Here is a 24,337-nt window from a genome sequence, read left to right as displayed (position 1 = left end):
TGAGAACAGTGGCACGTGACAACAGCCCCACAGGGTCACAGGGCAGTTCCAACGCCAGCTCCAACAGGTCCGTCAACTCCTATTACTCCGTCGACATCACCGACCAGAACGTCGAGGTCGCGCAGCGGGACAGGAAGGGAAACAAGGTCAAGGACAAGAAGGGGCGCACGGTCTACACCACGGAACAGGTGACGGCGCTCTCCGAGGCGCCTGCCAATTCCGTGCCGGCGAACGCGCCGGACCTGGAATCGGGGAACTTCGGAGTTCACGTCCGGTCCGTCAACGGCCAGCGGGTCGACGAGTTCTACGCCGTACCCGTGCGGGTCAGCAGGGACCACAGTTACGGGGTCCACGGGGCCATCGAGCGATTCAGCCCGAGCGCCAAGCGCTTCAGCGAACGGCTCTCCCCCACCGCGAAGCGGGTCACCGTCGGTATCGTCAACGCCATCCCGACGGTCGTCCCCGGCCTCATCAACAAGTTCTTCGACGCCAACAGCCTGACCGGTCGGATCGTGAACGGCGCGAGTGCGGCGTTCCAGGGCGGCGCGGTCCTCAAGGACGTCCTGCACCTGGCGAACCAGTGGCGGGCGGGCGCCCGGATCGACAAGACGGAACTCGCCGCCGTCGGCCTGCACGCCGTCGCGGGCGTCGGCAACATCGGCAACGCGGTCACTCCCTCGTCGAAGACCGGCGAGGTGTTCAACTCGGTGGGCACCTACGCGGCCGGCGGTGCGGCGACGCTGGAGGCGTTCATGCCCAGCGCTGAGGAACGGGCCAACACGAGGCCGTACATGCACCCCCAGAATCCGGTCCTCGGCTACCAGGTGGGCGGCCAGGGCAACTCCTCGGTGGACTACTCGAACTCGAACTCGCAGGGTTCCTTCGGGATGCAGGACATGCGCAATTCCCTCCCGCCGGTGAACTACACCAACCAGCAGCAGATGTACGGGCAGAATCCGGTCGCGGTGTCGAGTTGGAGCACCACCCCGTCGACGGTGTCCTACACGCAAGGGGGAGGCGGGTACACCCAGGGAGGCGGGTACGGCCGCCCGACCAGCCCCGTCGGTTCCTACTCCTCGTCGACGTACACCACCAACCCGGCCAACGCCACCGCCTACACCCAGGGATACGCGGCGGAGTCATCGGCCGCCGGCTCTGGGAGGCGCCACATGGAGGCTCCCAGCGAGCGCGGCGCCCGTCAGGCGGCCCGGGACCACCTCACCGGCTCTGACAAGAAGGGCAAGCAGAAGCGGAAGTAGCCCACCCCGGCGCCGTCGGCATCCCCCCGGATGTCGGCGGCGCCTTGGTGTGTCGGGTGGGTCAGCTCTGGGTCATGTTGGTCCAGCGTTTGTTGGTGTTGTTGACGGCGAGTTCCGCTGCCGTGAGGTCGACGTGGAGGGGGATGCCGGGACGGCTGCCGACCTTGATGAGGAAGTTACCGAGCCCCGGCGGAGTGCCGTTGCGGCCGCTCGCGCCGTCCCACGCGGGCGGCGTGGACCAGTCGACCAGGAGCCGCTTCTCGGCCTCGGTCAACTCGACGACCTGGGAGAGCTGCGGCATCTCGGCGGGCGGCAGGCCCGCGCAGATGACCATCCCGGCCCGCTCCACGAACCCCTTGGCCTTGGTGCGGTCCTCCTCCGTCGGCAGCGCGAGCAGGTCGTCGAGGCTGTGGGTGATCATCGCGAGGCCCACCCCGCGCTGCCGGTCGAGCCGGGTGAGGGCGTTGACCCGGTCGACGAGACCGCGCCCGGCCTGGAGGACCCGCCAGAGTTCGTCCATGACGAGGAAGTAGTTGCGCTGCGGTTCCAGGCCCGCGTCGGCCAGCGCGTGGGCGGCGGAGACCGCGCCGAACCCGTAGGACCAGCACGACAACAGGGCGGCGGCTTGCAGGAGTTGCTCGCTGTCGTCGATGCCGCTGACGTCGAAGCAGACCGGCCGGTCGAGCTTCATGGGCTCGGTGGTGGGGCTGGCGAAGGTGCCGCCGAGGCGCCCGTCCCCGAGCAGCGCCATCAACGACGCCTCCAGGTTCTCGGTGATGTCCCGGTAGCGGTCGATGTCACCCCGGTCCAGGGCCACCGCGCGCACGGACTCCGGGGCGTCCTTGATGACCTGGACGAGGTCGCCGAGAACGGGGATGCGGTCGGGGCCGTGCCGGTCGTCGAGGACGTTCAGGGCGGCCGAGAGGATCGTCTCCTCGCGGTCGGTCGGGGGCGCCGAGCGCAGGATGGTGATCAGCGCCGACACCATGTGCAGGCGCCGCCCGTGGATGTCGGCGAGCAGCCGGTGGCGGGCGTCCCCGGTGAGGCGGGCGGCGGCCTGCACGGACTCGCCGGGGTCGAGGACGTTGAGGTTGCCGCGCCCCCGGCCGAGGCTGATGACCTGGCCGCCGATGGCCCGGATCAGGTCGGTGTAGTCGGGCTTGAGGTCGCCGAAGATCAACGGGTGGACGCCGTAGCCCGCGAGGCCGAGGGCCATCCGGCGCACCACCGTCGACTTGCCGAGCCCGGGGCGGCCGAGCACGAACATCGACGGGTTGGCGAGCAGCCCGGTGCGGGTGAACCAGGACACCGGGTCGCAGCAGACCGTCGCCCCGGAGTCGAGGTCACGGCCGAGCGGCACGCCCACCATCGGGGTACCGGCGCCCGCGCCGAACGGCCACAGGCCGCACACCTGCACGGAGGTGCCGCGCCACTCGGGGGCGGGGTCGACATAGCCGACCATGCCGCCGCCCGCGCCGGGCCAGCCCCGGGCCGTGGGCCGCGCCTGGCGGGGTTCCTTGGTCTTCGATGCCATCGAACTTCCCTTGCGATCAAGCGAGTTGGCGGACGAGATGACGGTGCGAGTTGACGGGCGGGCCGGATACGGCCGGGTTCAGCCGGGTTCAGCCGGGGCCGCCGTCGGATACGTCCGTGCGGGTCACATCACGTCGCGGACCGTCTGCGGGAGCGCCGTGTGCAGCGGCAGCACCAGCCCCAGCGGGAGGGCCGCCGCGAACGCCGCCGACTGCGAGCCGTAGACCGGGCGCACCGCGATGCGGGCGGCGGGCGCGAGGTTGTCGACGGCGGCGGCGGCCTTGGGCAGGTCGGCGGCCGAGCCGACGGTCGCGGTGATGAGCATGCCGAACCGGATCACGCCGTGGCCCTGGGCCTGTTCCTCGGTGGTCCGGCGGGCGGCGCTCACCTCGGCGTCGTCGCGGGCCTGCCCGATCTGCGACTGCTGGGCGTTGAACAGGGCGTTCTTGTAGTCCTGTTGGACGACGCGGGCGCCCTCGGCGCGGGTGTGCGGGCGGTAGAGCAGGGTGATGCGCTTGCGGGCGATGTCCCGGTTGGGCTGGACGAGGGAGGTGAGGACGTTGGAGAACACCTCGCCCTGCGGGGCCTCCGTCATCGCCCAGGTCACGCTGTAGGCGCCGTCGTGCCGGTAGTGGTCCCAGGCCTCCTGGGCGGCCATCGGACCCGCCTGGTCCCAGGTCAGCCCGGTGCCGCCGGTCGCCCGCGCCTCCTCGACGAGGGACGACACGGTGGGGTCGTAGGCGACGCGGACGGCCTCGGCGAGTTCGGTCGCGGTCATCGGAACGGCCGTTCCGGCGCCGGTCATGGACAGGCCTGCGGTGAGTCCGGGGAGCCGGGTGCCGATGTGCAGGGCCATGTCCTCGGCGCTGCGCCGGGGCTGCCCGGGGCGGGCGGCGCCGGAGTAGGTGAGCGCGATCCGGGTGGTGATCTGGGCCGACCCCGCGGGGTAGGCGGCCAGCACCTCGCGCAGCATCGCCGACGCCAACTCCGGTGCTCCGTCAGCCGTGTTGGCGGCGATCTCCTGTTGCAGGCGGACCCCGGAGTCGGGGGCGCTCTCCACGGTGACGCTGGCGGCGGCGAGGCCGGGTTCGGCGCCGAGCGCGGACAGCCACTGGCCCCAGTGCGCGACCCAGGTGTCGACCTGCTGCTCGTCGACGAGGGCGGCGCCGTCGGCGTCGCAGGAGATGACGACGGCGTGGTGCCCGGTGGACGGGATGGAGATCATCGCGAACGGCCGCCCGTAGCCGTCCTGCGCCTCGGTCACCGTGGACTCGGCTGCCAGGCCCGGGAGTTGGCAGCTGCCGCCGGTGCGGCCGGTCGGGCCCGAGCGGTAGAGGTGGCCGCCCGCCGAGGTGGTGCGCCACCAGGCGAGGCGGACCGCGCCGCGCTGCATCAGGGTGCGGCCGTGCCGGTCCTTCAACGCGAGCGGGGCGGTGGCGAGCACCAGCACGACCGCCAGGGCGAGCGCGGCCCACACGGAGGCCAGGGTGGCCAGCACGACGGCGATCAGACCGGCGAACAGCAGCATGGTCGCCCCGAGGGAGAGACCGCGCAGGCCGGAGGTGCGGGGCTTGCGGAAGTTGCCGTAGGTGCGGGGGGTGGCGTCAATGGCTGCCACGGGACTCCTCCTGCTGATCGAGGGGCGACCGGTCGGGCACCGTCACGGGTGCCTCGTGGCCGTCGCCCGAGTGGGGGTGGCCGTCGGCGGGCGTCCGCCCGGCGTCGTCGGCCTGCGGGTCGTGGCCCGCGGTCGTCGCGCCGGACACCGGCGACCGGCGTCCGGTGGCGGCGCCCTGCGCGAACCGGCCGCGCCCGCCGCCCGCGTGGTCGGCGCCCACGGCGGCCCCGGAGACCGACCGCCCGGCGGCGAGCCCGCGCAGATGCGGAACGGCGAGCGCGCCGGAGGCCGCCGACGCGGGCCCGGACGCGGCGGCCGACGAGGCCTTGGCGCCCCGGCCCGACCCGGACACGGCCGCCTGCACGACCGGCGCGGCGAACCGCATCAGCGCGGGCAGCGTGAAACAGGCCAGCACGATCAGGACGACGCCGGAGACCATGGAGACGACCTGGTTGTCCTGCTGCTGCCCGGCCATCGAGAAGGCCGCCGCGTACACCACGGCCGCCGCCGGTTTGTACAGCACGAACGCCAGCAGCCACCCCACCGACCTGCGGAACCACACCCGCCCGGTCGGGGTCGTGCTGGCCGCCGCCGACAGCGGCAGGGTGCCGCTGAGGATGACCAGCATCGCCATCCGCATGATCATCAGGGCGATCTGCGCGATGCTCGCCACGATCACGAGCACCGCCATCACCAGCACCAGGAACGACGAGTCGGTGCCGCCGAGCGCCAGCATCGCCGACGTCCGCTTGTCGAACTCCGCCACGCACGCGGCCACCGGCTCGCCGGTCGAACTGATCTGTTCGCAGCCGGTGGACCGGTCGATGATCCACACGCTGAACCGGTCGCCCGCGACCGCCAGCAGGTTGACGGTGGCGACCCCGGCCGCCGACACCACGACCAGGTTGAGCAGCCCCTGCAAGGCCTGCCGGGCCGGGTCGCTGCGCCGTTGCCAGGCCAGGTGACCGGCCGCGATCAGCAGACAGAGCACGGCGGTGAACGACGTGAACCACAGCGTGGAGCCGCGCAGCAGCGCCACCGGGCCGCTGTCCGCGCCGAGGTCGGGTGTGCCGAGGTCCATCCAGGCGCTGCCGAGCGCCTTGACGGTCGTACTCGCCGCCTTCGCCGCGTCGTTGGCGATCTCGTCGAAGCCGCTGCTTCCGAGGTTCTTGGGCGAGGTGCCGCTGCCGTCGCCGACGCAGTAGCCGCCGACGGTCGGGGCGACCCAGCCGAAGTCACAGCCCGCCATCAGACTCCTCCCCAGGAGACGTATCCGGCGACCGAGTCGACCGGGGTCGGAGCGGCCGGATCGGCCGGGAACTCCAGCCGCCAGTCGCCGTCCCGCCACAACACCGTCGTCGTGGCCGCCTGCAACGTCCCGTCCGGGAACCGCCAGACGGTCTCCACAACGGCGGTGGTGTCGTGGTACGTGACGAACCGGAACCCGGCGATCTGCCCGTGCGTGGGGCTGTCGCCGGGCTCGGCGGTCTGCTCTGCGGCGGCGCGGTCGGCGAGGTAGGTGTCGCGTCCGGCGCCGAGGGTCTGGGTGCGGGTGACGGTCTGCCAGTCGCCGGCGGCGAGGTAGCGGACGCTGATCTGGCTCGACGCGAGCAGGGCCCCTACCGGGGTGTGCGCGTAGCAGCGGGCCACGTCGCCGGTCGTGATGGCCGGGCCTGCGGTCTTCGACGCGGGGAGGGCTACGGCGTCGAAGAGGGTCCAGGTGATGCCGGTGGGGGCGGCGGTCGGTACCGCCTGCTGGGCGGTGGGCAGGGTGGGGCACGTGCCGGTGCCTGTGCCCTTGCCGGTACCTGTGCCGGTGCCGGTGGTCGGCGTTGCCGGGTCGGTGGGGGTTGCGGGTTCTGCGGCCTCGCCGTTGCCGCTGGAGGTGAAGACCACGGCTGCGGCGATGACGGCTATGAAGCCTACGAAGGCTGCGGCCATGACGAAGCTGGTTCTCAGCCAGGGGCTGCGGGGGTCTTCCGGGGCGGGGCCGCCTGCGGCGGGCTCTGCCATGTCAGTGGCCCTTCTGCTGGTCGGGGGGGGGTGGTCTGTGGTTTCGGTGTGTGGGTCGCCGCGGGCCGGTGGGGGGTTTTGCGCAGTTCCCCGCGCCCCTAGAAGCAGGGGGCGGGGGGATCGGTTGTGGGGAGACTTGCGGCCGGTGGGGGCTTGTCGCGCAGTTCCCCGCGCCCCTAGAAGCAGGGGGTGGGGGGATCGGTTGTGGGGGAACTTTCGGCCGGTGGGGGCTTGTCGCGCCCCGCGGCGGAGCCGCAGATCGATACAGCCCCGCGCCCCTTATCGGCCGGTGGGGGGATCGGTGCGTGGAAAGCTGTCGGCCGGTGGAGGGGGTGCGCCCCTGCGGCGGAGCCGCCGGTCGCCATCGGTACCGCCCCGCTCCCCCGCTCCTAGAAGCGAAAGACTCCGCCCGTCCCGGCTCAGCTTGGCTCTGTGTTCGTGGGCTGTGGCGGGGGCACCGGTTGGTGTGGGCCCTCGCGCTCGAAGGCAGAAAGCCGGGCGCGGCGCTCAGCCAGAGGTTCGGGTCTCCCACAACAGGACCCCTAGATCAGGGCGCTGACTATTCCCGAGGCTGAGCCTATGAGGAGGCAGGCTCCTAGGACGAAGCCCAGGCCTCGGACGTGTTCTCGGCCGCCGCCCTTGGAGTGGTCGACGGCCATGCGGGCGGCGACGCCGAAGATGCCGGCGACGCAGAGGGCGGTGACCGACCAGGCCACCCAGCGCAGCACCGTGAGGAGGCCCTCGGCCCCCGGGGGCGCCTCGCCCGCGCCGACGTCCGGTACGCCCGAGGGTTGGCCGGCGGCCGCGAGGTGGGCGAGGTGGGGTGCGGCGTCCACGGTGGCCGCCAACAGGCTGGACAACTGGCCCTCCTATGCAGGGCGTTACAGAGCTATGGGGACTTGGGGTGCTTGGGGGCTTGGGGTGCTTGGGGGCTTGGGGGAGTCAGGCGGGTTGGATCAGGCGGGTGAGGTCGCGGGTCAGCGGGGCGCACTCCTTGGGGAGGTGGGCGTGCGGGGACTCGCCCAGGCGCCAGGGTTCGACCCAGGGGATCTCCCACAGCCGGGGCACCGCGCCGGAGACCAGACGTACCCGGTCCCGCAGCACCGAGGGGCGGCGTCCGGGCGCGTCCGCCACGACGACCAGGCCGAGCAGTTCGACCCCGGCGACGGTGCCGGAGGCCCACTGCTGGGCGGCGAGCCCCGCCGCCTTGAGGCCGTTCGCGCTGGAGCGGGCGACCAGGACGACCCGTTGGGTACGGGCCGAGAACGGCCAGGCGCGGCCCGCGTCGAGGCCGCCGGGTACCGCCTGTTCCAGGGTGGTGACACCCGCGCCGCCGTGCACGCCGAGCCACCACCAGGCCTGACCGAGGCCGGGGTGTGGCGGTGCGACGGGCAGCCCGCGCTCCGGGGGCGGCACGCCGGGGCCCTGGGGCGCGGAAGGCCCGGTCAGTTCCACCGCCTGCTCCTGAACCGTTCGGCCCGGTTTCCCGTTGGTGCCCCCGGAAGGGCGCGACTGCGGCAACCAGGGATTGAGCACCGGCACATCCCCTGCCATGGCAGCTCCTTCGAGTTCCGACTCAACGCGCCCATCATACATATGAGTTGATAAACCGCAATACGTGACGAGTATTAAGAAGCCGGACATACAGGGCTAGTTGGGCTGCGCCCACGCCTGCCCCACGCATGTCCGGGGGGAGCGGCGAGGGGGCACAGATGGTCGGCCACAGCGCGCAGGCGCGTTCGACGGTGCTGGTGACGGGACTGTCCGTCCTTGGTCTTGTCGGCAGCCTGATCGGGCTCTCCGTGCTGGGAGCCGTCGGCCAGGAACAGGACACGGTCACCGAGGGGTTCGCGACGACGCTGGACGCGCAGAAGATCCCGTCCGGGTACGCGTCGTGGGTCGAACAGGCCGGGCAGCTCTGCCCCGAGGTCAGCGCGCCGCTGGTGGCCGCCCAGATCGAGGCGGAGTCGGGCTGGAACCCGAAGGCGGTGAGCCCGGCGCAGGCGCAGGGGCTCAGCCAGTTCATCCCGGGGACGTGGGCGACGTGGGGCGTGGACGCGGCCGGGAAGGACGGCAGCGCCGAACCCGACGGGGTGGCGGACCCGTTCACCCCCGGCGACGCGATCATGACGCAGGCCCGCTACGACTGCTGGCTCGCCGACAAGGTGAAGGACGCGGCGCCCAGCGGCGCGGATGTCACCCGGCTGATGCTGGCCGCCTACAACGCCGGGCCCGGCGCCGTCCAGCAGTACGGCGGGGTGCCCCCGTACCCGGAGACGCAGGCGTATGTGGTGCGGATCATCGAGGCGATGGGCCGCTACACGGGCACCGGCACGGCGACGGGGACCAGCACCAGCACCGGTGAACCGTCCGGGGAGACGTCGGGCGAGACGGGCGGGGCGTTCGGGGACCGGGTGGTGGCGGCGGCGCGCAAGTGGCTCGGTACGCCGTACTCGTGGGGCGGCGGCGGGGTCGAGGGCCCCGGGCTCGGCTTCGCGCAGGGTGCGAACACGGTCGGCTTCGACTGCTCCAGCCTGGTCCAGAACGCCGTCTACCAGGCCAGCGGCGGCACGCTGATCCTGCCCCGGGTCTCCCAACTCCAGGTCACGGCGGGCGAGTCGGTGGACCGCGCCGACATCCGCCCCGGTGACGTCATCGGGTTCGCGCTGCACGGCAGCTACGACCACATCGGCATCTACATCGGCGGCGGCCAGTTCATCCACGCGCCGAAGACCGGGGACGTCGTCAAGATCAGCGACCTGAACGACGCGTACTACACCTCGAAGCCCCAGAAAATAAGGCGGTTCGGATGATCCACCCCAGCAGCAGGCGCGCCGTCGCGACCTCCGCGCTGGCCCTTGTCCTCACGCTCACCGTCACGGCCTGCGGCGGCCAGGACACCGACGTTCCCGGCACGGCGGGCGCCACCGCGTCCCACCCGGCGGCCTCCGGCACCGGCCCCTATCCGACGCCGACCGACGCGGACGCGTCCCCGACCGTGCCGGTCCGCTCCACGGGCACGCCGAAGGGGGGCGTCCCGCAGGCGGCCGACGTGAAACGGACCGACGCGGACGCGGTGAGCAAGGGCGCGTTGAAGGCGTTGTGGACGTATGACACCACCGTCGACAGCGGTCCGGTGGCGGCCGGGGTGCGGGCGGCCGACGCGGGCTGGCTCACCGCCGAGTACGGGCTCCAACTCCGGTCCCAGCAAGGCGGTTCGGTGAGCAGCGCGCAGTGGCGGGAGTGGGCGGGGCACCGCGCCTACACCACCGTCGCGCTGTCGGCGGCGGACGACGCGGCGCGGCCTCCGGACACCGGGACCGAGGCGTGGCGGCAGTGGATCGTCACGACCACCCCGCACGGCCGCGACCAGTGGACGGGGAAGGCCGACGCGCTCGCCGTGTACGTTCAGTTGACCCGTACCGGCCCGGGCAAGGCGTGGCAGGTGGCGGGCGTCCGGCTTCAGTAGCGGGCCCGCCAGGACGCCGCCCGCCCATCTCCCGGAGGAGACCGTGACGCACCCGACCTACGACGCCGCCGACGTACCCGGCTGGCCGGCCTACACGCTGACCGTGTACGCCGACGGCCGGGTCGACGCCGCGGGCCCGCTGGTGCCGTCGGCCACGCACGCGCACCGGGGCGCGGCGATCGGCGCCGTGGCCGAGGCCTCCGCCCGCCTGGGCCGCCCGGTCCGCGCGCAGGCCACGGAGGCGGACGGCACCGTCTGGCTCCTGGTGGTGACCCCCGACGGCTCGGTAGGCGAACTGACGGGAGCCCCAACACCCCCACAACCCCGCAAACGCAGAGACAAGTCAGCGGAAAAAGCAGAAAAGGCGAAAGGAAAAGCCAAGGAGAAGGGGAGGGACAAGGGAGGGGAGAATCAAGACCCCAGGCCGACGACAACGACGACAACGACGCCCACGGCGCCCCCCGCCCCGGCTCCGAAGCTCTCCCGGCTGTCCCGGAAGAACAGGTCGGCAACGGCGTCATCGGTGTCGAAGGCAGCCGCCGAACCCGACCCCGGGGCGTTCTCGCCCGCGCTGGCGCTGGTCGCGGAGCACCTGGAGGCGGGCCGCGTGGACGCCGCCGCCGAACTCGCCGCCCGCCTCGACGAACGGGCCTCCGCCGCCCTGGGCATCTCCCACCCCGACGCGCTGCGCATCCGCGAGGTCTGGGCCCGCATCACCGCGCTCCTGGGCGACACGGCGGGCGGCGTACGCCTCTTCCGCGACGTCGCCGAACGCTGGCTCTACCAGGGCGCCCACGAGAACGCCGAGTCCGCGGCGGCCCGCGCGGTCACCCTCTGGCTCCAGATAACGGACTTGGACGAGGCCCTCGCGGCCGGCTTCGGCATCATCCGCATGCGCAACCAGATCCCGGGCGAGGGCGCGGGGGCACTGACGGAGGCGCTGCGGTATCAGGCGCACTTGGAGGGGGTACGGGGGGAGACCCCGGGCGCCGGGGGGCTGGGGGCTTCGACGCCGGTGGGGGCGACTCCGGCCCGTCCGGGGCCCCCTCGGGGGGAGCTTGGGGATGCCGGGCCGAGCAACTCCGGGGCTCTTACGGGCGGGGGCCAGCATCAACCAGCCCGTCCGGCGTTTGAGGACGAGGCCGTCCAGGCCGAACGGGGGTCTGGGGGCAGCGCCCCCAGGTCTGGTGCCTCAACGGCAAACGCAGGCCAGCCAATTCCAGCCCGTCCGGCGTTTGAGGACGAGGCCGTCCAGGCCGAAGCGGGGTCTGGGGGCGCAGCCCCCAGGTCTAGTGCGTCAACGGCAAACGCAGGCCAGCATCAACCAGCCCGTCCGGCGCTTGAGGACGAGGCCGTCCAGGCCGAAGCGGGGTCTGGGGGCGCAGCCCCCAGGTCTGGTGCGTCAACGGCAAACGCAGGCCAGCATCAACCAGCCCGTCCGGCGCTTGAGGACGAGGCCAACCCCACCATCGAGCCCCCCTCGTGGCTGCAATCGACCCGCACCACACCCGAACCGCCCCCCGCGGAGGACCCCACGCCACCCCGGCCAACCCCCCGGTCCTGGGACCGCCCCGCCCGCCACCCGGTCACCTGAACGCGGCCAGCGCTACGCGGCCAGCGTCACGCAGCGGCCCGTTCAAAAAGAAGTTGCTCACGCGCCCCGACCGGCGCCGCAGCCGGCGTCTCCACAATCCCCAGCGCCAGCCGCAACGCCCGCACCGCATGGTGCAGACGGGACTTGACGGTCCCCGGCGGAACCCCGAGCACGAGTGCCGCTTCCCGGGTCGACCGCCCGGTGTAGTACGTCTCGTACAGCACTTCCCGGTGCTTGGAGGAGAGCTGCTTGAACGCCTCCTGCAACAGCATCGAGGAGAGCAGTTGGTCGACATCGTCGGACGCGGACAACAGCTCGTCGAGCCACAACGTGCCGTCGACCTCCTGCGGCCGCGCCATCCGCAACCGGTACTCGTCGACGACGAGGTTGCGGGCGACGCGGAACAGCCACGGCCGCAACGACTGCCCGTCGTCCAGTTCCTGCGTGCGCCAGCAGCGCAACAGGGCTTCCTGCACGACGTCCTCCGCGCGGTGCCGGTCGCCTCCCAGCAGCCGCAGGACGTAGCTGTACAGGCCTCCGACATGCTCCTCGTACAACGTGCGCATCGCGCGTTCCCGGGAACCCGTCGCTCCCGCGGAACCCATCACGGTCCAGCTCAACTTGTGTACTCCCTCGTTCCGTGACCCCGGTGTCGGCGGTCAGGTCTCGGGACCGGGTACTGCGGGCCCGATGTGCGGGAGTGTCGCGAGCGGCGTTGCATGTCGAATTGACGGACGGTGGACGCCGGTTCCTCGCGGCCGGGTGTGAACGGGGTTGCGGGCTGGGCAGGCTGAACGGCCGTGGTCGCGCGGTCGGTGCGATCCGGAGCCGTTCCGTCCGGCCTGGCCTGGACCTTTGTGTCAGGCGACGCCGGTCTGGTGGCCGTCGGGGGCGGCGGCGAGGGCGTGTATACGTCGATTGACGCGGCGCATCAATTCGGTGTCTTGCGGGGTCGGCCGCTGCTGTTGCGTCAGTTCGGTCCAGAGGGCGAGGAGGGCTCTGCCGTGTTCGAGGGCGAACGGCATCTCGTCGACGCGGCGCCAGGCGGCCACGGCGCGGGTCAGTTCGTCGCGGGTGCGGGGGTCGGCGTGGCGGAAGCGGAGGTGGGCGAGTTCGAGGCAGGTGAGGGTGGCGAGGCGGTGGTTGTCGCCTCGGTGGGCGACGTATGCCTCCAGGGAGAGGGCTTCCAGGGTGTGCGGGTGTTCTGGGCCGAACGCTCTGACGGTGTGTTCGCGTAGGCGGAAGACCAGCGCGGCGGCGCGCTCGAACGCTTCCGCGTCGACGGCGCGGCCGATCTGGGCGACGAGTTCGGCGAACTCGCCGGGTACGGCGGGCTGTTCGCCTGCGGCAGCGCTGCCGGACGTGACCTCGCCCTCACCGAGAGGGAACCCGGCGTGCACCGGGGCGACCTCGGCCTCGGCCACAGGGGGCTCGGCGTGCACCGGAGGGACTTCGGCTGCGGCACCGTCGGGGCTGGTCGCGCCGTTCCCCGCGCCCCTTCCCGGCATGACCTCGGCCTCCGCCACAAGGGACTCGGCGTGCACCGGAGGGACTTCGGCTGACCCGCCATCGGGGCTGGTCGCGCCGTTCCCCGCGCCCCTTTCCGGCGTGACCTCGGCCTCCGCCACACGGGACTCGGCATGCACCGGCGTGACCTCGGCCTCCGCCACACGGAACTCGGCGTGCACCGGAGGGACTTCGGCTGACCCGCCGTCGGGGCTGGTCGCGCCGTTCCCCGCGCCCCTTTCCGGCGTGACCCCGGCCTCGGCCACAAGGGACTCGGCATGCACCGGCATGACCTCGGCCTCCGCCACAAGGGACTCGGCATGCACCGGAGCGACCTCGGCCTCCGTCGCAGAGGACTCGGCATGCACCGGAGTGACCTCGCCCCCCGTCGCAAGGGGCTCCGGGGACGCGCCCGCCGCGTTGACCAAACGGTCGACCAAGGCGAGCCCGGCGGTGAGGGACGGCGTCGGAGTGGGCGTCGGTTCGGCAACCGGGGTGGCGACCACACTCACCTCCCCCTCCTCCGCAACCGGCTCGGCGACCGGCTCACCGATGCCCTTCACCAACCGGTCCAGCAGAGCGGGCCCAGCAGAAGCAGACGGCCTGAACTCCCTTTCAACAACCGGACCCGAGGCCGCAACCGGAACGGGCGCCGGGACCGGAGCTGACGCCACAACCGGAGCCGAGCCCGGAGCCGCAACCGGAGCGGGCGCGGGCGCCGCAACCGGCGTCGGGGCCGGAGTTGCCACCGGAACCGGGGCGGGCACCGGAGCCGCAACCGGAGCGGGCGCCGGGGCCGGGGCCGGAGCGGGCGCGGGCGCGGGCGCCGCAACCTGAGCCGGGGCCGGAGCGGGCACCGGAGCAGGCGCCGCAACCGGAGCAGGCGCGGGAGCCGCAACCGGCGTCGGGGCCGGATCGGACACCGGGGCCGGAGCGGGCACCGGATCGGGCACCGGAACCGGAGCGGGCGCGGGAGCCGCAACCGGCGTCGGCACCGGATCGGGCACCGGAACCGGAGCGGGCGCGGGCGGCGCAACCGGACCCGGAGCAGGCGCCGCAACCGGCGTCGGCACCGGAGCCGGAACCGGAGCAGGCGCCGGAACCGGCGCCGGACTGAAGGTCGCCGTCACCCCCGGCCCCGTCTGACCCCCCACCCCCCACTCCTCGGGACCCGGGTCCGGCCACATCCCCTCGGAGTCGAAGTTCCCCGCCCGGGGCTGGAGTTCACCGGAGTCGAAGTCCCCCTCCCCCGCCTGGAGCCCGGCGGAGCCGAAGTCTCCCGCGCCCGGCTGGAGTTGGCCGGAGGCGAAGGTGTCCAGGGGGGTGGGGAACTCTTGCTCTGTCAGGAGGAGGCTGGAGCCGTCTGGGGATACCTGGACGTGGGTGAGGAGTTCCTCGCCCTGGTCGTGGATCAGGGCCTGCACCGGCTCGCCCCGGAGCTGCGCGTGCTGCTGGAGCGTGTCGAGGATCGTGATGTGGACGGGCTCGCCCGGCGGGACGGGCAACTCCGTGCCGGCGAACACCGTGCTGCCGTCCCGGCGGATCGTCACCTCGAAGGGCGCGGGCGGCGTCGGGACCGCGGTGTCCGGCGCGGGCTCGTGCCGGCGATTGCGTCTGCTGAACACGGGTTGTCTCCTCGCTGTGCGGTCACTCGGCGGTGGCGGTGGCGGACGGGGTGCCCCGGGGCGTCGGGGTGCCGGCGGCGGTCGGGTAGGGCGACGCCGACATCGACGGGTACGCCGACCCCTCCGGCGGCTTGATCGCACCCCCGTACAGCGCGAACTGGCTGCGGATGCTGGAGATGTAGCTCTGCGAACGGGACGTATCAGGCACCCCGCCCGCCTCCTTGACCGCGTCGAGCCCGAGGTCGTACGCGGTCAGGGTCAGGTCGAGGGGGGAGCCCTTGACGACGTTGTTGGCGATGAGGTCCTTGACGTCCCCGTAGAGCGAGCACATGTACTTGCCCTGCGCCATGATCGAGTCCTCGGCGTCCAGGGCGGACGTCTTGCCGTTGTCGTCGGTGTCCTTGCCGAACTCCTTGAACTTGTCCGGCGGCAGCTGCGAGATGCCCTCGGCGCCGTTCGTGCCGACCAGGCTCCGGTTCCAGCCGGACTCGGCCTGGATCTGCGCGGCGATGACGATGGGGCCGATCTGCGAGCACTCGGCGCCGGCGCTGTTGATGGTGTCGAGGAGGTCGTCGGGGACGCTGCCGACGGCCAGTTCGCCCGTGCCGTCGCTCTGGTACGCCGAGGCGATCTGGGCCTGGTCGACCTGCGCGCCCCCGCCGTCGTCGCCGCCCCCGCCCCCGCCGCCCCCGCAGCCGAAGATGTGGCAGATCAGCACCAGAGGCCAGAGCAGGACGCCGATCGCGCACTGGATGATCACGCCGATGACGACGACGATCAGCATCACGAACGCGATGCAGCCCATGAGCCCCGAACCACCGCCCGCGGCCGCGACGACCACGACCGGGTTCATGCCCCCGCCCTCTCCTGACCCTTCTGCCACGTCCCGCTCCCTCCCTTCCGCGCGTGCGCGGACCCGGCCGCCGAGGTCTTGAACCACGGCCGCCGATTTCCCGTAGTGGCTGCCCGACGGATCTCCGCCGACTCGATGGCCGCAACGGACACGACGGCTGATCAGTTCAATCCGGCTTCTCGCGGGGTCCGTCGGCTGCGAACGAGGGTGAACGAGGGAAGAGGTGAACGCACATGGGCGTGTCCGGCGACCGCCAGATGTGGGTCCGCGGGCCGACCGCTCAACAGGCCCCCGCACCACCGGCGACGACGCCCCCACCGGCCGCGCGGGCAACGACGCCCGCACCCGCGGCACCGGCCGCGCGGGCGGCGACCGCCGCACCGGCCAGGACCGCCGCGCCCGCGACCGCGTACGCGCCGGCCGGGGTCAGGCCCGCCGCCGCCCGGCCGCAGGCTCAGGCGCAGGCCGCGGCCCGGTCCACGGACTGGCCCGTCGCGCCGGAGCCGCCCGAGCAGGTGGCCCATCAGGGCTACCGGGTCTCCTGGGTCAACGCGCACGGCGGCGCCGGCGCCAGCACCCTCGCCCGTGAGCTGGGCGGCGCGGACCTGGGCCGCCGTTGGCCCGACCCGGCCCGGGGCGAACCCGGCCGGGTGCTGCTGGTGGCGCGCACCCACCACGCGGGCATGCGCGCGGCCGGGCGGGCGCTGGACGCGCTGCGCAAGGAGAACCACCCGCAGGGCGTCAGCCTGGTGGCCCTCGTGCTCGTCGCCGACGCGCCCGGACGGCTGCCGATGAAGCTCGGCCGGCGGATACGGGTGCTGCGGTCGGCGGCCCGCGTCCACCGGCTGCCGTGGGTGCCCGCCTGGCGCTCCGGCAAGAGCGTGCCCAACCCGCCCCGGGCGATCCGGTCCCTGGCCGACCTCGCCGAAGGGACGAAGCGATGATCCCGCTGGCAGAGGACGACCCCGGTCACGTCAACCCCAGCACCCTCATTCCCCAGGGGGGGTTCGACCCCACCGTCAGGGGGACCGGTGGCGAGGCCGGGGCCCTGGACCTGCTCGGCTACCTCATGTGGGGCGTGTCGGCCGCCGCCGTGGCGGGCGTGATCATCATCGGCACCCAGCTCGCCCTCCAGCTGCGGCGTGGTGAACCCGGCGAGGGCGCGACCTACTTCCGCGGCCTGTTCTTCGTCCTCGGCGGCTGCGTCGTCGCCATCTCGGCTTTCTCGATCGTGGACTTCCTCATCGGGTGACCCGCGCCCACCCCTGACCCGTTCCCCCCACCGGCCCGGCCTTCCGTGCGGCGCCGCCCCCTTCGTCCGGCGCCGGCCGCTCCGGCGCCGTTCATGACAGATACAACAGGAGAATCACATGACCAAGGCTCTGCTCTACCAGTTCCTGGCGTCGGACGTCCCCAGTCCGGAGAGGGAGGCTCCGGAGAAGCTGGTCACCGCCGTCAACAAGGTCCTCGGCATCGCCGCCTGGGCCGGCACCGCGGCGGGCGTCGCCGGGGTCCTGATCACCGGCGCCATGATGGCGATCTCCATGAAGCGCGGCGAGGGCTCCGAGCACATGAGCCGCCTCGGCATGGTGCTCGGCGGCTGTGTGCTGGTCTCCACGGCCGGCCCCATCATCACCTTCGTCTTCCAGAACTAGCGGGCCCGCGGGGAGACGAGCGACATGTTCGGCAGCAAGCGGACGCGTGAGCCGGTGACCGGGCCCTTCTACCAGCAGCGCAGCTGGGTCGGTTCGGCGCTCTTCATGGCTTTCCTCCTGATCATGGCGTTGATCGCCGCCATGACGAACGACGACGGCAAGGGTCTCTCGGCCGAGAGTCAGGACGCCCTGGGCGACGTCAAGGGCCCCCTGTCCCCGGGTGACCCGCAAGGCGTCCGCACCGGGTCCGGGGGCCGGCCGGAGAACTGCCGCACCGACGACCGGGACACCACCGTCCCGACCGCCGCGCCGCAGGGCATCCAGTGGAAGCAGTTCGACGCCGTCATGCTGCCCGTCTCCCCCGTCGCGGGCCCTTTGAACATCGATCCCTCGATGTGGTGGTGTTTCGGGCACACCCCGCTGGGCGCCGTGCTGGCGGCCACCGTCATCCCCGTCTCGGCGAGCAGCGACGGCTGGCGCACCGTCACGGCCCAGCAGCTCGTGCCCGGCACGGCCCGCGACCGGTATGTGACGCGCAAGCTCGCCGCGCCGTCGACGAACCCGGCCGAGAGCGCCGTGGGACGGTTCGTGGGCTTCTCCGTCGCCCACTACCAGAGCGGCGCCGCGACCGTACGGCTGCTGCTCACCAACCCCGCCGGCGGCTACATGGCGGCGACGACGAACCTGCGCTGGCGGGACGGGGACTGGAAGCTCGCCCCGCAGGACAGCGGATCTCTCTATTCGGCCACAGCGCAGGCGCAGCCCGACGGGTTCGTCCTGTGGGGAGCTTGACATGATGCTATTGGCGGCCTCGGGCTGCGACGACTCGATCGACTTCTGGGGCATGTTCACCGACCCGGTCGGCACGATGATGACCCTGATCGGCAAGATCGTCATGGGTGGCGCCCTCAGCCTGATGGCGTCGGCCTTCACCGACATCAGCTCCAACGACCCGACAGCGGCCGACCAGGTCAGCGCGGAGACCCAATGGCTGGTGGCCTACCTCGCGGTCGGCTCGCTGCTCTTCGCCTCGATCAAGATGGCCCTCGACCGGCGTGGCGAGGCGGGTGTCACGGCGTTGAAGGGTCTGGCCCGGGTCGTCGTGGTCTCCGTCTTCGCCACCACCCTGATCGCCGGGTTCGCGAACGTGATGGAGCGGTACTCCACGTATCTGCTCGTCGCGAGCTTCAACAAGCTGATGAACGGCCTCAATTGCGGTGGCGACGTGCCGCCCATCGTCATGCTGATCGTCGGCTGCCTGCTGATCATCTCGGCCATCATCCAGATGATCCTGCTCTGGGTCCGGCTCGGCATCATGGTCATGCTGGTGGGCACGCTCCCGCTGGCCGCCGCCGCCTCGATGACGGACTGGGGCGCGTCCTGGTGGCGCAAGCACATCGGCTGGCTGGTCGCCTGGCTGCTGTACAAGCCGGCCGTCGGTCTCGTGGTGTACACCGGCGCGGTCCTCGTCAGCTCGACGGGATCGAATCAGGTCAACGCCCAGATCGCCGGTATGGCGATGCTGCTGCTGTCGGCCATCTCCATGCCCGCGCTGCTCAGGCTCATCGTCCCGGCGGTGGGCGCGCTGGGCGGTGACGGGGTCGGTGCGGCCACCATGGGTGTCGCGAGCGCGGCGGCCGGCGGTATGGCCACCGGCGCGAAGGCACTGGCCGGCGGCGCCATGCAGGGCGCGAGCGGCGGCGGAGGCGGCGGTTCCAGCAGCCCGTCGGGCTCGTCCGGCGGCGGGGGCGGCGGCGAGAGCGGCGGCGGTTCCGGCGGCGGAGGCGGCGGCGGCGAGAGCAGCGGCGCTTCGGGCGGCGGCGGAGGCGGCGGTGCGAGCGGCGGCGGTTCCGGCGGCGGCAGCGGTTCCGGCGGCGGAGGCGGCGGCGACAACGGCGGCGGCTCCAACGGCGGAGGCGGCGGCGGTGGCGGCGGTGGCGGCGGGGGCGGGGGCGGGGGCTCCAAGATGCCCACCGCGCTCGGAGCCGCCATGGTCGCGGCCCAGATCACCGGCGCGATCGCCAAGGGCGCGGCCAACGTCGCGCAGAGCGGAGTGGAGGGCGCGAACCGGGAGGGCGAACACGGCCACCACTGACCCCGCCCCCTGACCCCGCGTCAGCTCCCGAGGCCGCCGTCCGTCCCCCGTGCACTGTCCGGGCCGGACGGCGGCCCCCTCGATCCCCAGGGAAACAGGAACCCTCATGGCAACCGAAATCATCGAACCCACCTACGGGAACTGGCGCCGGCCCCGGCGGCCGGGGCTCGGACCGCTCGGTCTCGTCGGCACCGTCGGGGTGTTCGGCGGGCTCGTGATCACCCTGATGCTCTCGCTGGCGTCGCTGTCGCTCGCGCTCGGCTTCGCGATCCCGCTCACCCTGCTCATGCTGCCGATGGCGCTGCGCACCCAGGACGGCCGCAACATCTACCAGTTGGTGGCGTTGCGCATCGGCTGGTTCCAGCGCAAGTCGAAGGGCGCGACCAGCTATGTCTCGGGCCCGCTCTCGCAGCGCCCCGGTGGCCGGTTCCGCCCGCCGGGACTGCTCAGCCGGGTCACGGTGTCCGAGGGCCGGGACGCCTACGACCAGCCGTTCGGGGTGCTGCACCACCGCAGCCGCAACCTGTACACGATCGTCCTGAGCTGTGAGCCGGACGGCGGTTCGCTGGTCGACCCCGACCAGGTCGACAACTGGGTCGCCTCGTGGGGCGGTTGGCTGGCCCGGCTCTCCCACGAGCCCGGCCTCAAGGGCGCCAGCGTCATCGTCGAGACCGCCCCGGACACCGGCTCCCGGCTCGCCAACGAGGTGCTGCCGCGCATCCGCGACGACGCCCCGGAGGCCGCCAAGGCCGTGATGCGCGAGGTCGTCGACCGCTACCCGTCGGCCTCCTCCGAGATGCACACGTACATCTCGCTGACGTACGGCGTCCCGCCGGGCGCCAAGCGCAACATCGAGGACGTCATCAGCGACCTCGCCATCCGCATCCCCGGCCTGCTGCTCGGCCTGGTCAACGCGGGCGGCGGCCCCGCCATCGCGCTGTCGGCCGACCGGATCTCCGAGGTCGTCCGCGTGGCCTACGACCCGGCCGTCTCCGGCGACGTCATGGAGGCCCGCGCCCAGTACGGCTCGGCGGGCGTGAGCTGGGAGGACGCGGGCCCCTCGGCGACCGTCGAGAAGGTCGACTCCTACCAGCACGACTCGGGCGTCTCCCGGACCTGGATGCTCACCCTCGCCCCGCGCGGCACCATCCGCTCCAGCGTGCTGCGCGGCCTCCTTGAGGCCTCGCCCGGCACCCGGCGCAAGCGGGTGGCGCTGCTGTACCGGCCGATCGACCCGGCGACCTCGGCCCGCATCGTCGAGGCGGACCGGCGGGCGGCGCAGTTCATGGCCACCTCCAAGCGCGGCATGGTGCAGGCGCGGGCGGCGACCGAGGTGCGGGCCGCCGAGCAGACGGCGGTGGAGGAGGCGACCGGCGCCGGACTCGTGGAGTTCTCGCTGATGGTGACGGTCACCGTGGACAGCGACTCCCAACTGGCCGACGCGGGCGTGGCGGTGCGCAACCTGCTGGCGTCGGCGCGGCTGCTGATGCGCCCGGCCGACCGGATGCAGGCGGCGGCGTTCAGCTGCACACTGCCCGCCGGCATCCTCCCGTGGGAACACACCCTGGTCCCCCGCGAACTCAAGGAAGCCCTCTGATGGCGAAGACCAAGCAGAAGGGTCCGGCCCAGGTCGTGGAGCCGGGCGGGCCCGAGAAGGACGAGGGCACCGCGCCGCCGCCGGTGCGCAAGGCGCCCCCGCCGAAGCGGAAGCCCGACCCCAACCCCCTGCCGCCGCCGCGCGGTTGGCACGGTCCCGGCGGCGGGCAGATCGGCAACCTCGACCCGCCGACGATGTGGCGTGCCACCACCGTGCAGGCGTGCGGCCTGTGGCCGTTCGCGGCGGGCTCGGGCGCCCCGATGACCGGCGTCCCGCTGGGCCAGCACCTGTACACCGGCGCCACCGTCTGCGGTGACCCGCTGTCCTGGTTCACCCGGGCCCACTACATCTCCAACCCGTCCCTGTTCATGCTGGGCATGCCGGGTCTGGGCAAGTCCACCCTGATCAACCGCATGCTGATCGGGCTCGCCGCGACCGGGGTGGTGCCGCTGGTGCTGGGCGACCTCAAGCCCGACTACGCGGACACCGTGCGGGCGTTGGGCGGCCAGATCATCTCCATCGGGCGCGGGGCGGGCGGCATCAACGTCCTCGACCCGGGCTCGATGGGCGCCGCCGCCCAGAAGATCGGCGGCGAGGCGGGCCGCATTCTCGCCGCCGACGCGCACGGCCGGGTCCTCAACGTCGTCGCCGCGCTCATCACCATCGTCCGCAACCGGCCGATGGACGACCATGAGCAGTCGGTGCTCTCGGCGGCCCTGCACCATCTGCGTGAGCGCACCCCGGCCGGGCAGGCGCCGCTCCTGCCCGACCTGCTGCGGGTGCTGACCGAGGGCCCCGACCGGGTCCGCGCGGTGACCCTGGACCGGGGTGACGACACGCGGTACCGCAACGCCGTCGACCCGCTGCACCGGTCGCTGCTCGGCATCCTGGACGGCCCGCTGGGCGACACGTTCGCCTCCGAGACGTCGACCCGTATCGACCTCAACGCCACCGCCGTCTGCATCGACATCTCGCGGATCGGTGAGGCGGACACCCAGCTCACGGCGGCGGCGATGCTCGCGGCCTGGTCCGACGGGCTCGGCACGGTCGCCGCCTCGCACGCCCTCGCGGACGCCGGACTGGCGCCCCGGCGCTGGTTCTTCACCGTCCTGGACGAGCTGTGGCGTCCGCTGCGCGCGGCCAGCGGCATCGTCGACCGCATCGACGCCCTCACCCGCCTCAACCGCACCCTCGGTCTCGGCGACGCCAAGATCACCCACACCCTGAAGGACGCCGAGGCGCTCGGCACCGACTCCGACCGGGCCAAGGCGCGCGGCTTCGTGGAACGCGCCGGCATGGTCGTCGTCGCGGGGCTGCCGCGTCAGGAGATGGAGGATCTGGGCCGGGTCATCGGCCTGTCCCGGCGCGAGATCGAACTGGTCTCCTCGTGGTCCTCGCCGCCCGGCTGGGCCGCCCACGGCGACCGCGAGGAACCGCCGGGCCGTGGCCGTTTCCTCATCAAGGTCGGTGGCCGCCCCGGCATCCCGCTCAAGGTCGCCATCACCGACACCGAACGCCATCTGCACGACACCAACAAGCGCTGGGTCTCCAACGAGGCCGCGGCCGCCAAGGCGGCCCAGCTCCGCAAGATCACCGACGGCGAGCCGGGCGGCAGGTGGGGGTCGTGAGTACGTCGTCGAACGCCGCCAAGGCCCGCTCGTTCGGGGGCGAACTGGCGCCCTGGAGCATCGTGTTGGTGGCGTCCGTGCTCGGCGTGCTGTTCGGGGGCGCCTGGTTGGGCGGCACCCTGGGCGCCGCGCTGTCCGGCGGGGGCTGGCAGCCGCCGTCGTTCAGCCTGGCGACCTTCGGGACGCTGCTGAGCGAGGGGCCCGGCGCGGTGTGGCCGGGCGCGTCGCCGGTCGGGGTGATCGCCGGGATCGTCGTCGTGCTCGGCGCGGGCGTCGTCGGCGCGGTGCTGCTCGCCCGGCAGGTCATCGGCGCGCTCACCCGCTCCAAGGGCCTGGCCGGGCGCAAGGAACTGGCCTCGATGTGCCCCGACGGCATCGCCGCCCGCGCCCGTGATCTGCGGCCCTCCCTCAAGGGCCGGGACCGGCTGCACCCGGACGAGACCGGCAACCTGCTCGGCGACCTCGACCCCAAGGGGCCCGAACTGCGGTCCTCCTTCGAGGACGTGGAGCTGGACCTGATGGCGCCGCGGGCCGGCAAGTCCACCGGCATCGCCGTCCCCCGGGTGCTGCGCGCCCAGGGCGCGGTGCTGCTGACGTCCAACAAGTCCGACGTGTATTCCGTCACCCGCGCCGCCCGTGAACAGGCGGGCCGGGTCTGGACGTTCGACCCGCAGGGCATCGCGCACGTCGAGCGCGCCATGTGGTGGAACCTGCTCGCCGACTGTCACACCATCGAGGGCGCCCGCCGCCTCGCCGGGCACTTCGTGGCGTCCGTCAACGACGACGCGTCGAAGAAGGACTTCTGGATCTCGGCCGCGCAGAACACCCTCACCGCGCTGTTCCTGGCCGCCGCGCGCGGTCAGGCCTCCGTCCTGGACCTGCTGACCTGGCTCGCCGACCCGGCCGACCGCACCCCGGTCGACCTGCTGCGGGACGTCAACATGGTCGCGATGGCCGAGCAGTTGCAGGGCACGGTGCGCGGCGCGGTGGAGACCCGCGACGGCATCTACGAGACCGCCCGCCAGTGCGTGGCCTGCCTGCTCGACCCCGAGATCGTGGCGTGGGTGACGCCGGACCCGAACCTGCCGGAGTTCCGCCCGCACGAGCACGTCCTGGGCACCGACACCCTGTATCTGCTGTCCAAGGACGGCGGTGGCTCGGCGGCCGGGGTGATCGCCGGTCTCGCCGACGCGACGATGCGCGCCGGGGTCGTCGCCGCCGAACGCATGGGCGGCCGGCTCGACCCGCCGATGACGGCGGTCCTCGACGAGGCCGCCAACGTCTGCCGCATCTCCGATCTCCCCGACCTCTACAGCCACTTCGGCTCGCGCGGCATCAACGTCGTGACGCTGCTTCAGAGTTACCGGCAGGGCAGCCGGGTGTGGGGCGAGGCGGGCATGGACGCCCTGTGGAGCGCGGCGACCGTCAAACTCCTCGGCGCGGGCCTGGACGACGCCGACTTCGTGGAGAAGATCTCCAAGCTGGTCGGCCAGCACGATGTGCGCACCCCGTCCTACTCCAAGGGCAAGGAGGGCGTCTCGCGCTCCTACTCCTACCGGCAGGACCAGGTGCTGCCGCCGGACAAGATCCGCGCCCTGCCCAAGGGCACCGCGCTGCTCCTGGCCACCGGTGTCCGCCCGGCCCTGATCCGGCTGCGCCCCTGGTACAAGGAGCCCGGCGCCGCCGAGATCTCCGCGGCGGCCAAGGCGGAGACGGCGGCCATCACCGCCCGCGCCACCCAGGCCTGGTCCCGCATCCACCCCCCGGAGCCGACCCCGACACAGACCGGCAACCGCTGGCAACGCGGAGCGGTCACCCTGGACAAGTAACCGGCCCCGTCCCCTCAAGAGCCCGACCAGCAGGCCAACTCCCCCTGCGCGCCGGGCTCTTGG

21 protein-coding genes are annotated in these 24,337 nt (G+C 72.8%); 12 read left to right on the top strand and 9 right to left on the bottom strand.

The window, feature by feature from the left end:
* The first annotated feature begins 8 nt into the window (after window positions 1-8).
* The gene (locus ACIQOU_RS29190; protein ID WP_401541146.1) at window positions 9-1,259 is read left to right on the top strand and encodes a hypothetical protein; all 1,251 of its coding nucleotides are present in this window, start codon (window positions 9-11) and stop codon (window positions 1,257-1,259) included.
* A 61-nt stretch (window positions 1,260-1,320) separates the two neighbouring features.
* On the opposite strand, the gene ACIQOU_RS29185 is transcribed toward ACIQOU_RS29190, so the two are convergent.
* From ACIQOU_RS29185 to ACIQOU_RS29160, 6 genes are all read right to left on the bottom strand, one after another.
* Entirely contained in the window at window positions 1,321-2,793 is a 1,473-nt protein-coding gene (locus ACIQOU_RS29185; RefSeq protein ID WP_401541144.1) for an ATP/GTP-binding protein, read from the bottom strand.
* Between the two features lie 123 nt (window positions 2,794-2,916).
* On the bottom strand, window positions 2,917-4,410 hold the full coding sequence (locus ACIQOU_RS29180; protein ID WP_401541141.1) for an SCO6880 family protein: 1,494 nt from the start codon (window positions 4,408-4,410) through the stop codon (window positions 2,917-2,919).
* Window positions 4,397-5,659: a hypothetical protein gene (locus ACIQOU_RS29175; protein WP_401541138.1), complete on the bottom strand. Its 1,263-nt coding sequence runs from the start codon at window positions 5,657-5,659 to the stop codon at window positions 4,397-4,399. Before ACIQOU_RS29175 ends, ACIQOU_RS29180 begins: the two co-directional genes overlap by 14 nt.
* Complete coding sequence (locus ACIQOU_RS29170) at window positions 5,659-6,423, bottom strand: hypothetical protein (RefSeq protein ID WP_401541135.1); 765 nt, start codon at window positions 6,421-6,423, stop codon at window positions 5,659-5,661. Before ACIQOU_RS29170 ends, ACIQOU_RS29175 begins: the two co-directional genes overlap by 1 nt.
* Window positions 6,424-6,965: 542 nt before the next feature.
* Window positions 6,966-7,283 (bottom strand): hypothetical protein, encoded by a 318-nt coding sequence (locus ACIQOU_RS29165; RefSeq protein WP_401541132.1) that lies wholly within the window; start codon window positions 7,281-7,283, stop codon window positions 6,966-6,968.
* An 82-nt stretch (window positions 7,284-7,365) separates the two neighbouring features.
* The gene (locus ACIQOU_RS29160) at window positions 7,366-7,878 is read right to left on the bottom strand and encodes a DUF6668 family protein (RefSeq protein WP_401541130.1); all 513 of its coding nucleotides are present in this window, start codon (window positions 7,876-7,878) and stop codon (window positions 7,366-7,368) included.
* Window positions 7,879-8,135: 257 nt separating this feature from the next.
* On the opposite strand from ACIQOU_RS29160, the gene ACIQOU_RS29155 reads away from it, so the two are divergent.
* Genes ACIQOU_RS29155 through ACIQOU_RS29145 form a run of 3 tightly spaced genes read left to right on the top strand, consistent with a single transcriptional unit; the run spans window position 8,136 to window position 11,486 of the window.
* Complete coding sequence (locus ACIQOU_RS29155; RefSeq protein ID WP_401541127.1) at window positions 8,136-9,236, top strand: NlpC/P60 family protein; 1,101 nt, start codon at window positions 8,136-8,138, stop codon at window positions 9,234-9,236.
* A complete protein-coding gene (locus ACIQOU_RS29150) occupies window positions 9,233-9,892 on the top strand; it encodes a hypothetical protein (protein WP_401541126.1) in 660 nt (219 codons plus the stop codon). Before ACIQOU_RS29155 ends, ACIQOU_RS29150 begins: the two co-directional genes overlap by 4 nt.
* A gap of 43 nt (window positions 9,893-9,935) precedes the next feature.
* Window positions 9,936-11,486 (top strand): hypothetical protein, encoded by a 1,551-nt coding sequence (locus ACIQOU_RS29145; protein WP_401541123.1) that lies wholly within the window; start codon window positions 9,936-9,938, stop codon window positions 11,484-11,486.
* Between the two features lie 26 nt (window positions 11,487-11,512).
* Here ACIQOU_RS29145 and ACIQOU_RS29140 read toward each other — a convergent pair whose 3' ends face one another.
* From ACIQOU_RS29140 to ACIQOU_RS29130, 3 genes are all read right to left on the bottom strand, one after another.
* Window positions 11,513-12,052, bottom strand: coding sequence for a sigma-70 family RNA polymerase sigma factor (locus ACIQOU_RS29140; RefSeq protein ID WP_401541121.1), 540 nt, complete (start codon window positions 12,050-12,052; stop codon window positions 11,513-11,515).
* Window positions 12,053-12,346: 294 nt separating this feature from the next.
* Window positions 12,347-13,504, bottom strand: coding sequence for a hypothetical protein (locus ACIQOU_RS29135; protein WP_401541118.1), 1,158 nt, complete (start codon window positions 13,502-13,504; stop codon window positions 12,347-12,349).
* Window positions 13,505-14,639: 1,135 nt separating this feature from the next.
* Window positions 14,640-15,470 carry a transglycosylase SLT domain-containing protein gene (locus ACIQOU_RS29130; RefSeq protein ID WP_401541115.1) on the bottom strand — a complete coding sequence of 277 codons (831 nt, stop codon included), beginning with the start codon at window positions 15,468-15,470 and terminating at the stop codon, window positions 14,640-14,642.
* A 233-nt stretch (window positions 15,471-15,703) separates the two neighbouring features.
* On the opposite strand from ACIQOU_RS29130, the gene ACIQOU_RS29125 reads away from it, so the two are divergent.
* The 8 genes from ACIQOU_RS29125 to ACIQOU_RS29090 all read left to right on the top strand — a co-directional run bounded on the left by ACIQOU_RS29125 (window position 15,704) and on the right by ACIQOU_RS29090 (window position 24,274).
* The gene (locus ACIQOU_RS29125; RefSeq protein WP_401541113.1) at window positions 15,704-16,414 is read left to right on the top strand and encodes a DUF6668 family protein; all 711 of its coding nucleotides are present in this window, start codon (window positions 15,704-15,706) and stop codon (window positions 16,412-16,414) included.
* Complete coding sequence (locus tag ACIQOU_RS29120) at window positions 16,411-16,722, top strand: hypothetical protein (RefSeq protein WP_401541111.1); 312 nt, start codon at window positions 16,411-16,413, stop codon at window positions 16,720-16,722. The genes ACIQOU_RS29125 and ACIQOU_RS29120 overlap by 4 nt, the downstream gene beginning before the upstream one ends.
* A gap of 118 nt (window positions 16,723-16,840) precedes the next feature.
* Window positions 16,841-17,125, top strand: coding sequence for a hypothetical protein (locus tag ACIQOU_RS29115; protein ID WP_401541108.1), 285 nt, complete (start codon window positions 16,841-16,843; stop codon window positions 17,123-17,125).
* Window positions 17,126-17,149: 24 nt separating this feature from the next.
* A complete protein-coding gene (locus ACIQOU_RS29110; protein ID WP_401541106.1) occupies window positions 17,150-17,917 on the top strand; it encodes a hypothetical protein in 768 nt (255 codons plus the stop codon).
* A gap of 1 nt (window position 17,918) precedes the next feature.
* A complete protein-coding gene (locus ACIQOU_RS29105; RefSeq protein WP_401541104.1) occupies window positions 17,919-19,220 on the top strand; it encodes a hypothetical protein in 1,302 nt (433 codons plus the stop codon).
* A 106-nt stretch (window positions 19,221-19,326) separates the two neighbouring features.
* The gene (locus ACIQOU_RS29100; protein ID WP_401541101.1) at window positions 19,327-20,817 is read left to right on the top strand and encodes an SCO6880 family protein; all 1,491 of its coding nucleotides are present in this window, start codon (window positions 19,327-19,329) and stop codon (window positions 20,815-20,817) included.
* Window positions 20,817-22,445 (top strand): ATP/GTP-binding protein, encoded by a 1,629-nt coding sequence (locus tag ACIQOU_RS29095; RefSeq protein ID WP_401541098.1) that lies wholly within the window; start codon window positions 20,817-20,819, stop codon window positions 22,443-22,445. The genes ACIQOU_RS29100 and ACIQOU_RS29095 overlap by 1 nt, the downstream gene beginning before the upstream one ends.
* Window positions 22,442-24,274, top strand: coding sequence for a type IV secretory system conjugative DNA transfer family protein (locus ACIQOU_RS29090; protein WP_401541096.1), 1,833 nt, complete (start codon window positions 22,442-22,444; stop codon window positions 24,272-24,274). The genes ACIQOU_RS29095 and ACIQOU_RS29090 overlap by 4 nt, the downstream gene beginning before the upstream one ends.
* Window positions 24,275-24,337 lie beyond the last annotated feature (63 nt).

This window comes from Streptomyces sp. NPDC091279 (genome assembly GCF_044757465.1).
GTDB lineage: Bacteria > Actinomycetota > Actinomycetes > Streptomycetales > Streptomycetaceae > Streptomyces.
The sequence above is the reverse complement of the archived record's forward strand: the minus strand, read 5'-3'. Positions and strand labels throughout refer to the sequence as shown.

Excerpts from the sequence above, each read along its gene's own strand:
- ACIQOU_RS29125 (WP_401541113.1), top strand. The coding sequence starts at position 15,704 with ATGGGCGTGTCCGGCGACCGCCAGATGTGGGTCCGCGGGCCGACCGCT.
- ACIQOU_RS29155 (WP_401541127.1), top strand. The coding sequence starts at position 8,136 with ATGGTCGGCCACAGCGCGCAGGCGCGTTCGACGGTGCTGGTGACGGGA.
- ACIQOU_RS29100 (WP_401541101.1), top strand. The coding sequence starts at position 19,327 with ATGGCAACCGAAATCATCGAACCCACCTACGGGAACTGGCGCCGGCCC.
- ACIQOU_RS29105 (WP_401541104.1), top strand. The coding sequence starts at position 17,919 with ATGATGCTATTGGCGGCCTCGGGCTGCGACGACTCGATCGACTTCTGG.
- ACIQOU_RS29175 (WP_401541138.1), bottom strand. The coding sequence starts at position 5,659 with ATGGCGGGCTGTGACTTCGGCTGGGTCGCCCCGACCGTCGGCGGCTAC.
- ACIQOU_RS29130 (WP_401541115.1), bottom strand. The coding sequence starts at position 15,470 with ATGAACCCGGTCGTGGTCGTCGCGGCCGCGGGCGGTGGTTCGGGGCTC.
- ACIQOU_RS29140 (WP_401541121.1), bottom strand. The coding sequence starts at position 12,052 with ATGCGCACGTTGTACGAGGAGCATGTCGGAGGCCTGTACAGCTACGTC.
- ACIQOU_RS29185 (WP_401541144.1), bottom strand. The coding sequence starts at position 2,793 with ATGGCATCGAAGACCAAGGAACCCCGCCAGGCGCGGCCCACGGCCCGG.
- ACIQOU_RS29150 (WP_401541126.1), top strand. The coding sequence starts at position 9,233 with ATGATCCACCCCAGCAGCAGGCGCGCCGTCGCGACCTCCGCGCTGGCC.
- ACIQOU_RS29095 (WP_401541098.1), top strand. The coding sequence starts at position 20,817 with ATGGCGAAGACCAAGCAGAAGGGTCCGGCCCAGGTCGTGGAGCCGGGC.
- ACIQOU_RS29115 (WP_401541108.1), top strand. The coding sequence starts at position 16,841 with ATGACCAAGGCTCTGCTCTACCAGTTCCTGGCGTCGGACGTCCCCAGT.
- ACIQOU_RS29170 (WP_401541135.1), bottom strand. The coding sequence starts at position 6,423 with ATGGCAGAGCCCGCCGCAGGCGGCCCCGCCCCGGAAGACCCCCGCAGC.
- ACIQOU_RS29120 (WP_401541111.1), top strand. The coding sequence starts at position 16,411 with ATGATCCCGCTGGCAGAGGACGACCCCGGTCACGTCAACCCCAGCACC.
- ACIQOU_RS29110 (WP_401541106.1), top strand. The coding sequence starts at position 17,150 with ATGTTCGGCAGCAAGCGGACGCGTGAGCCGGTGACCGGGCCCTTCTAC.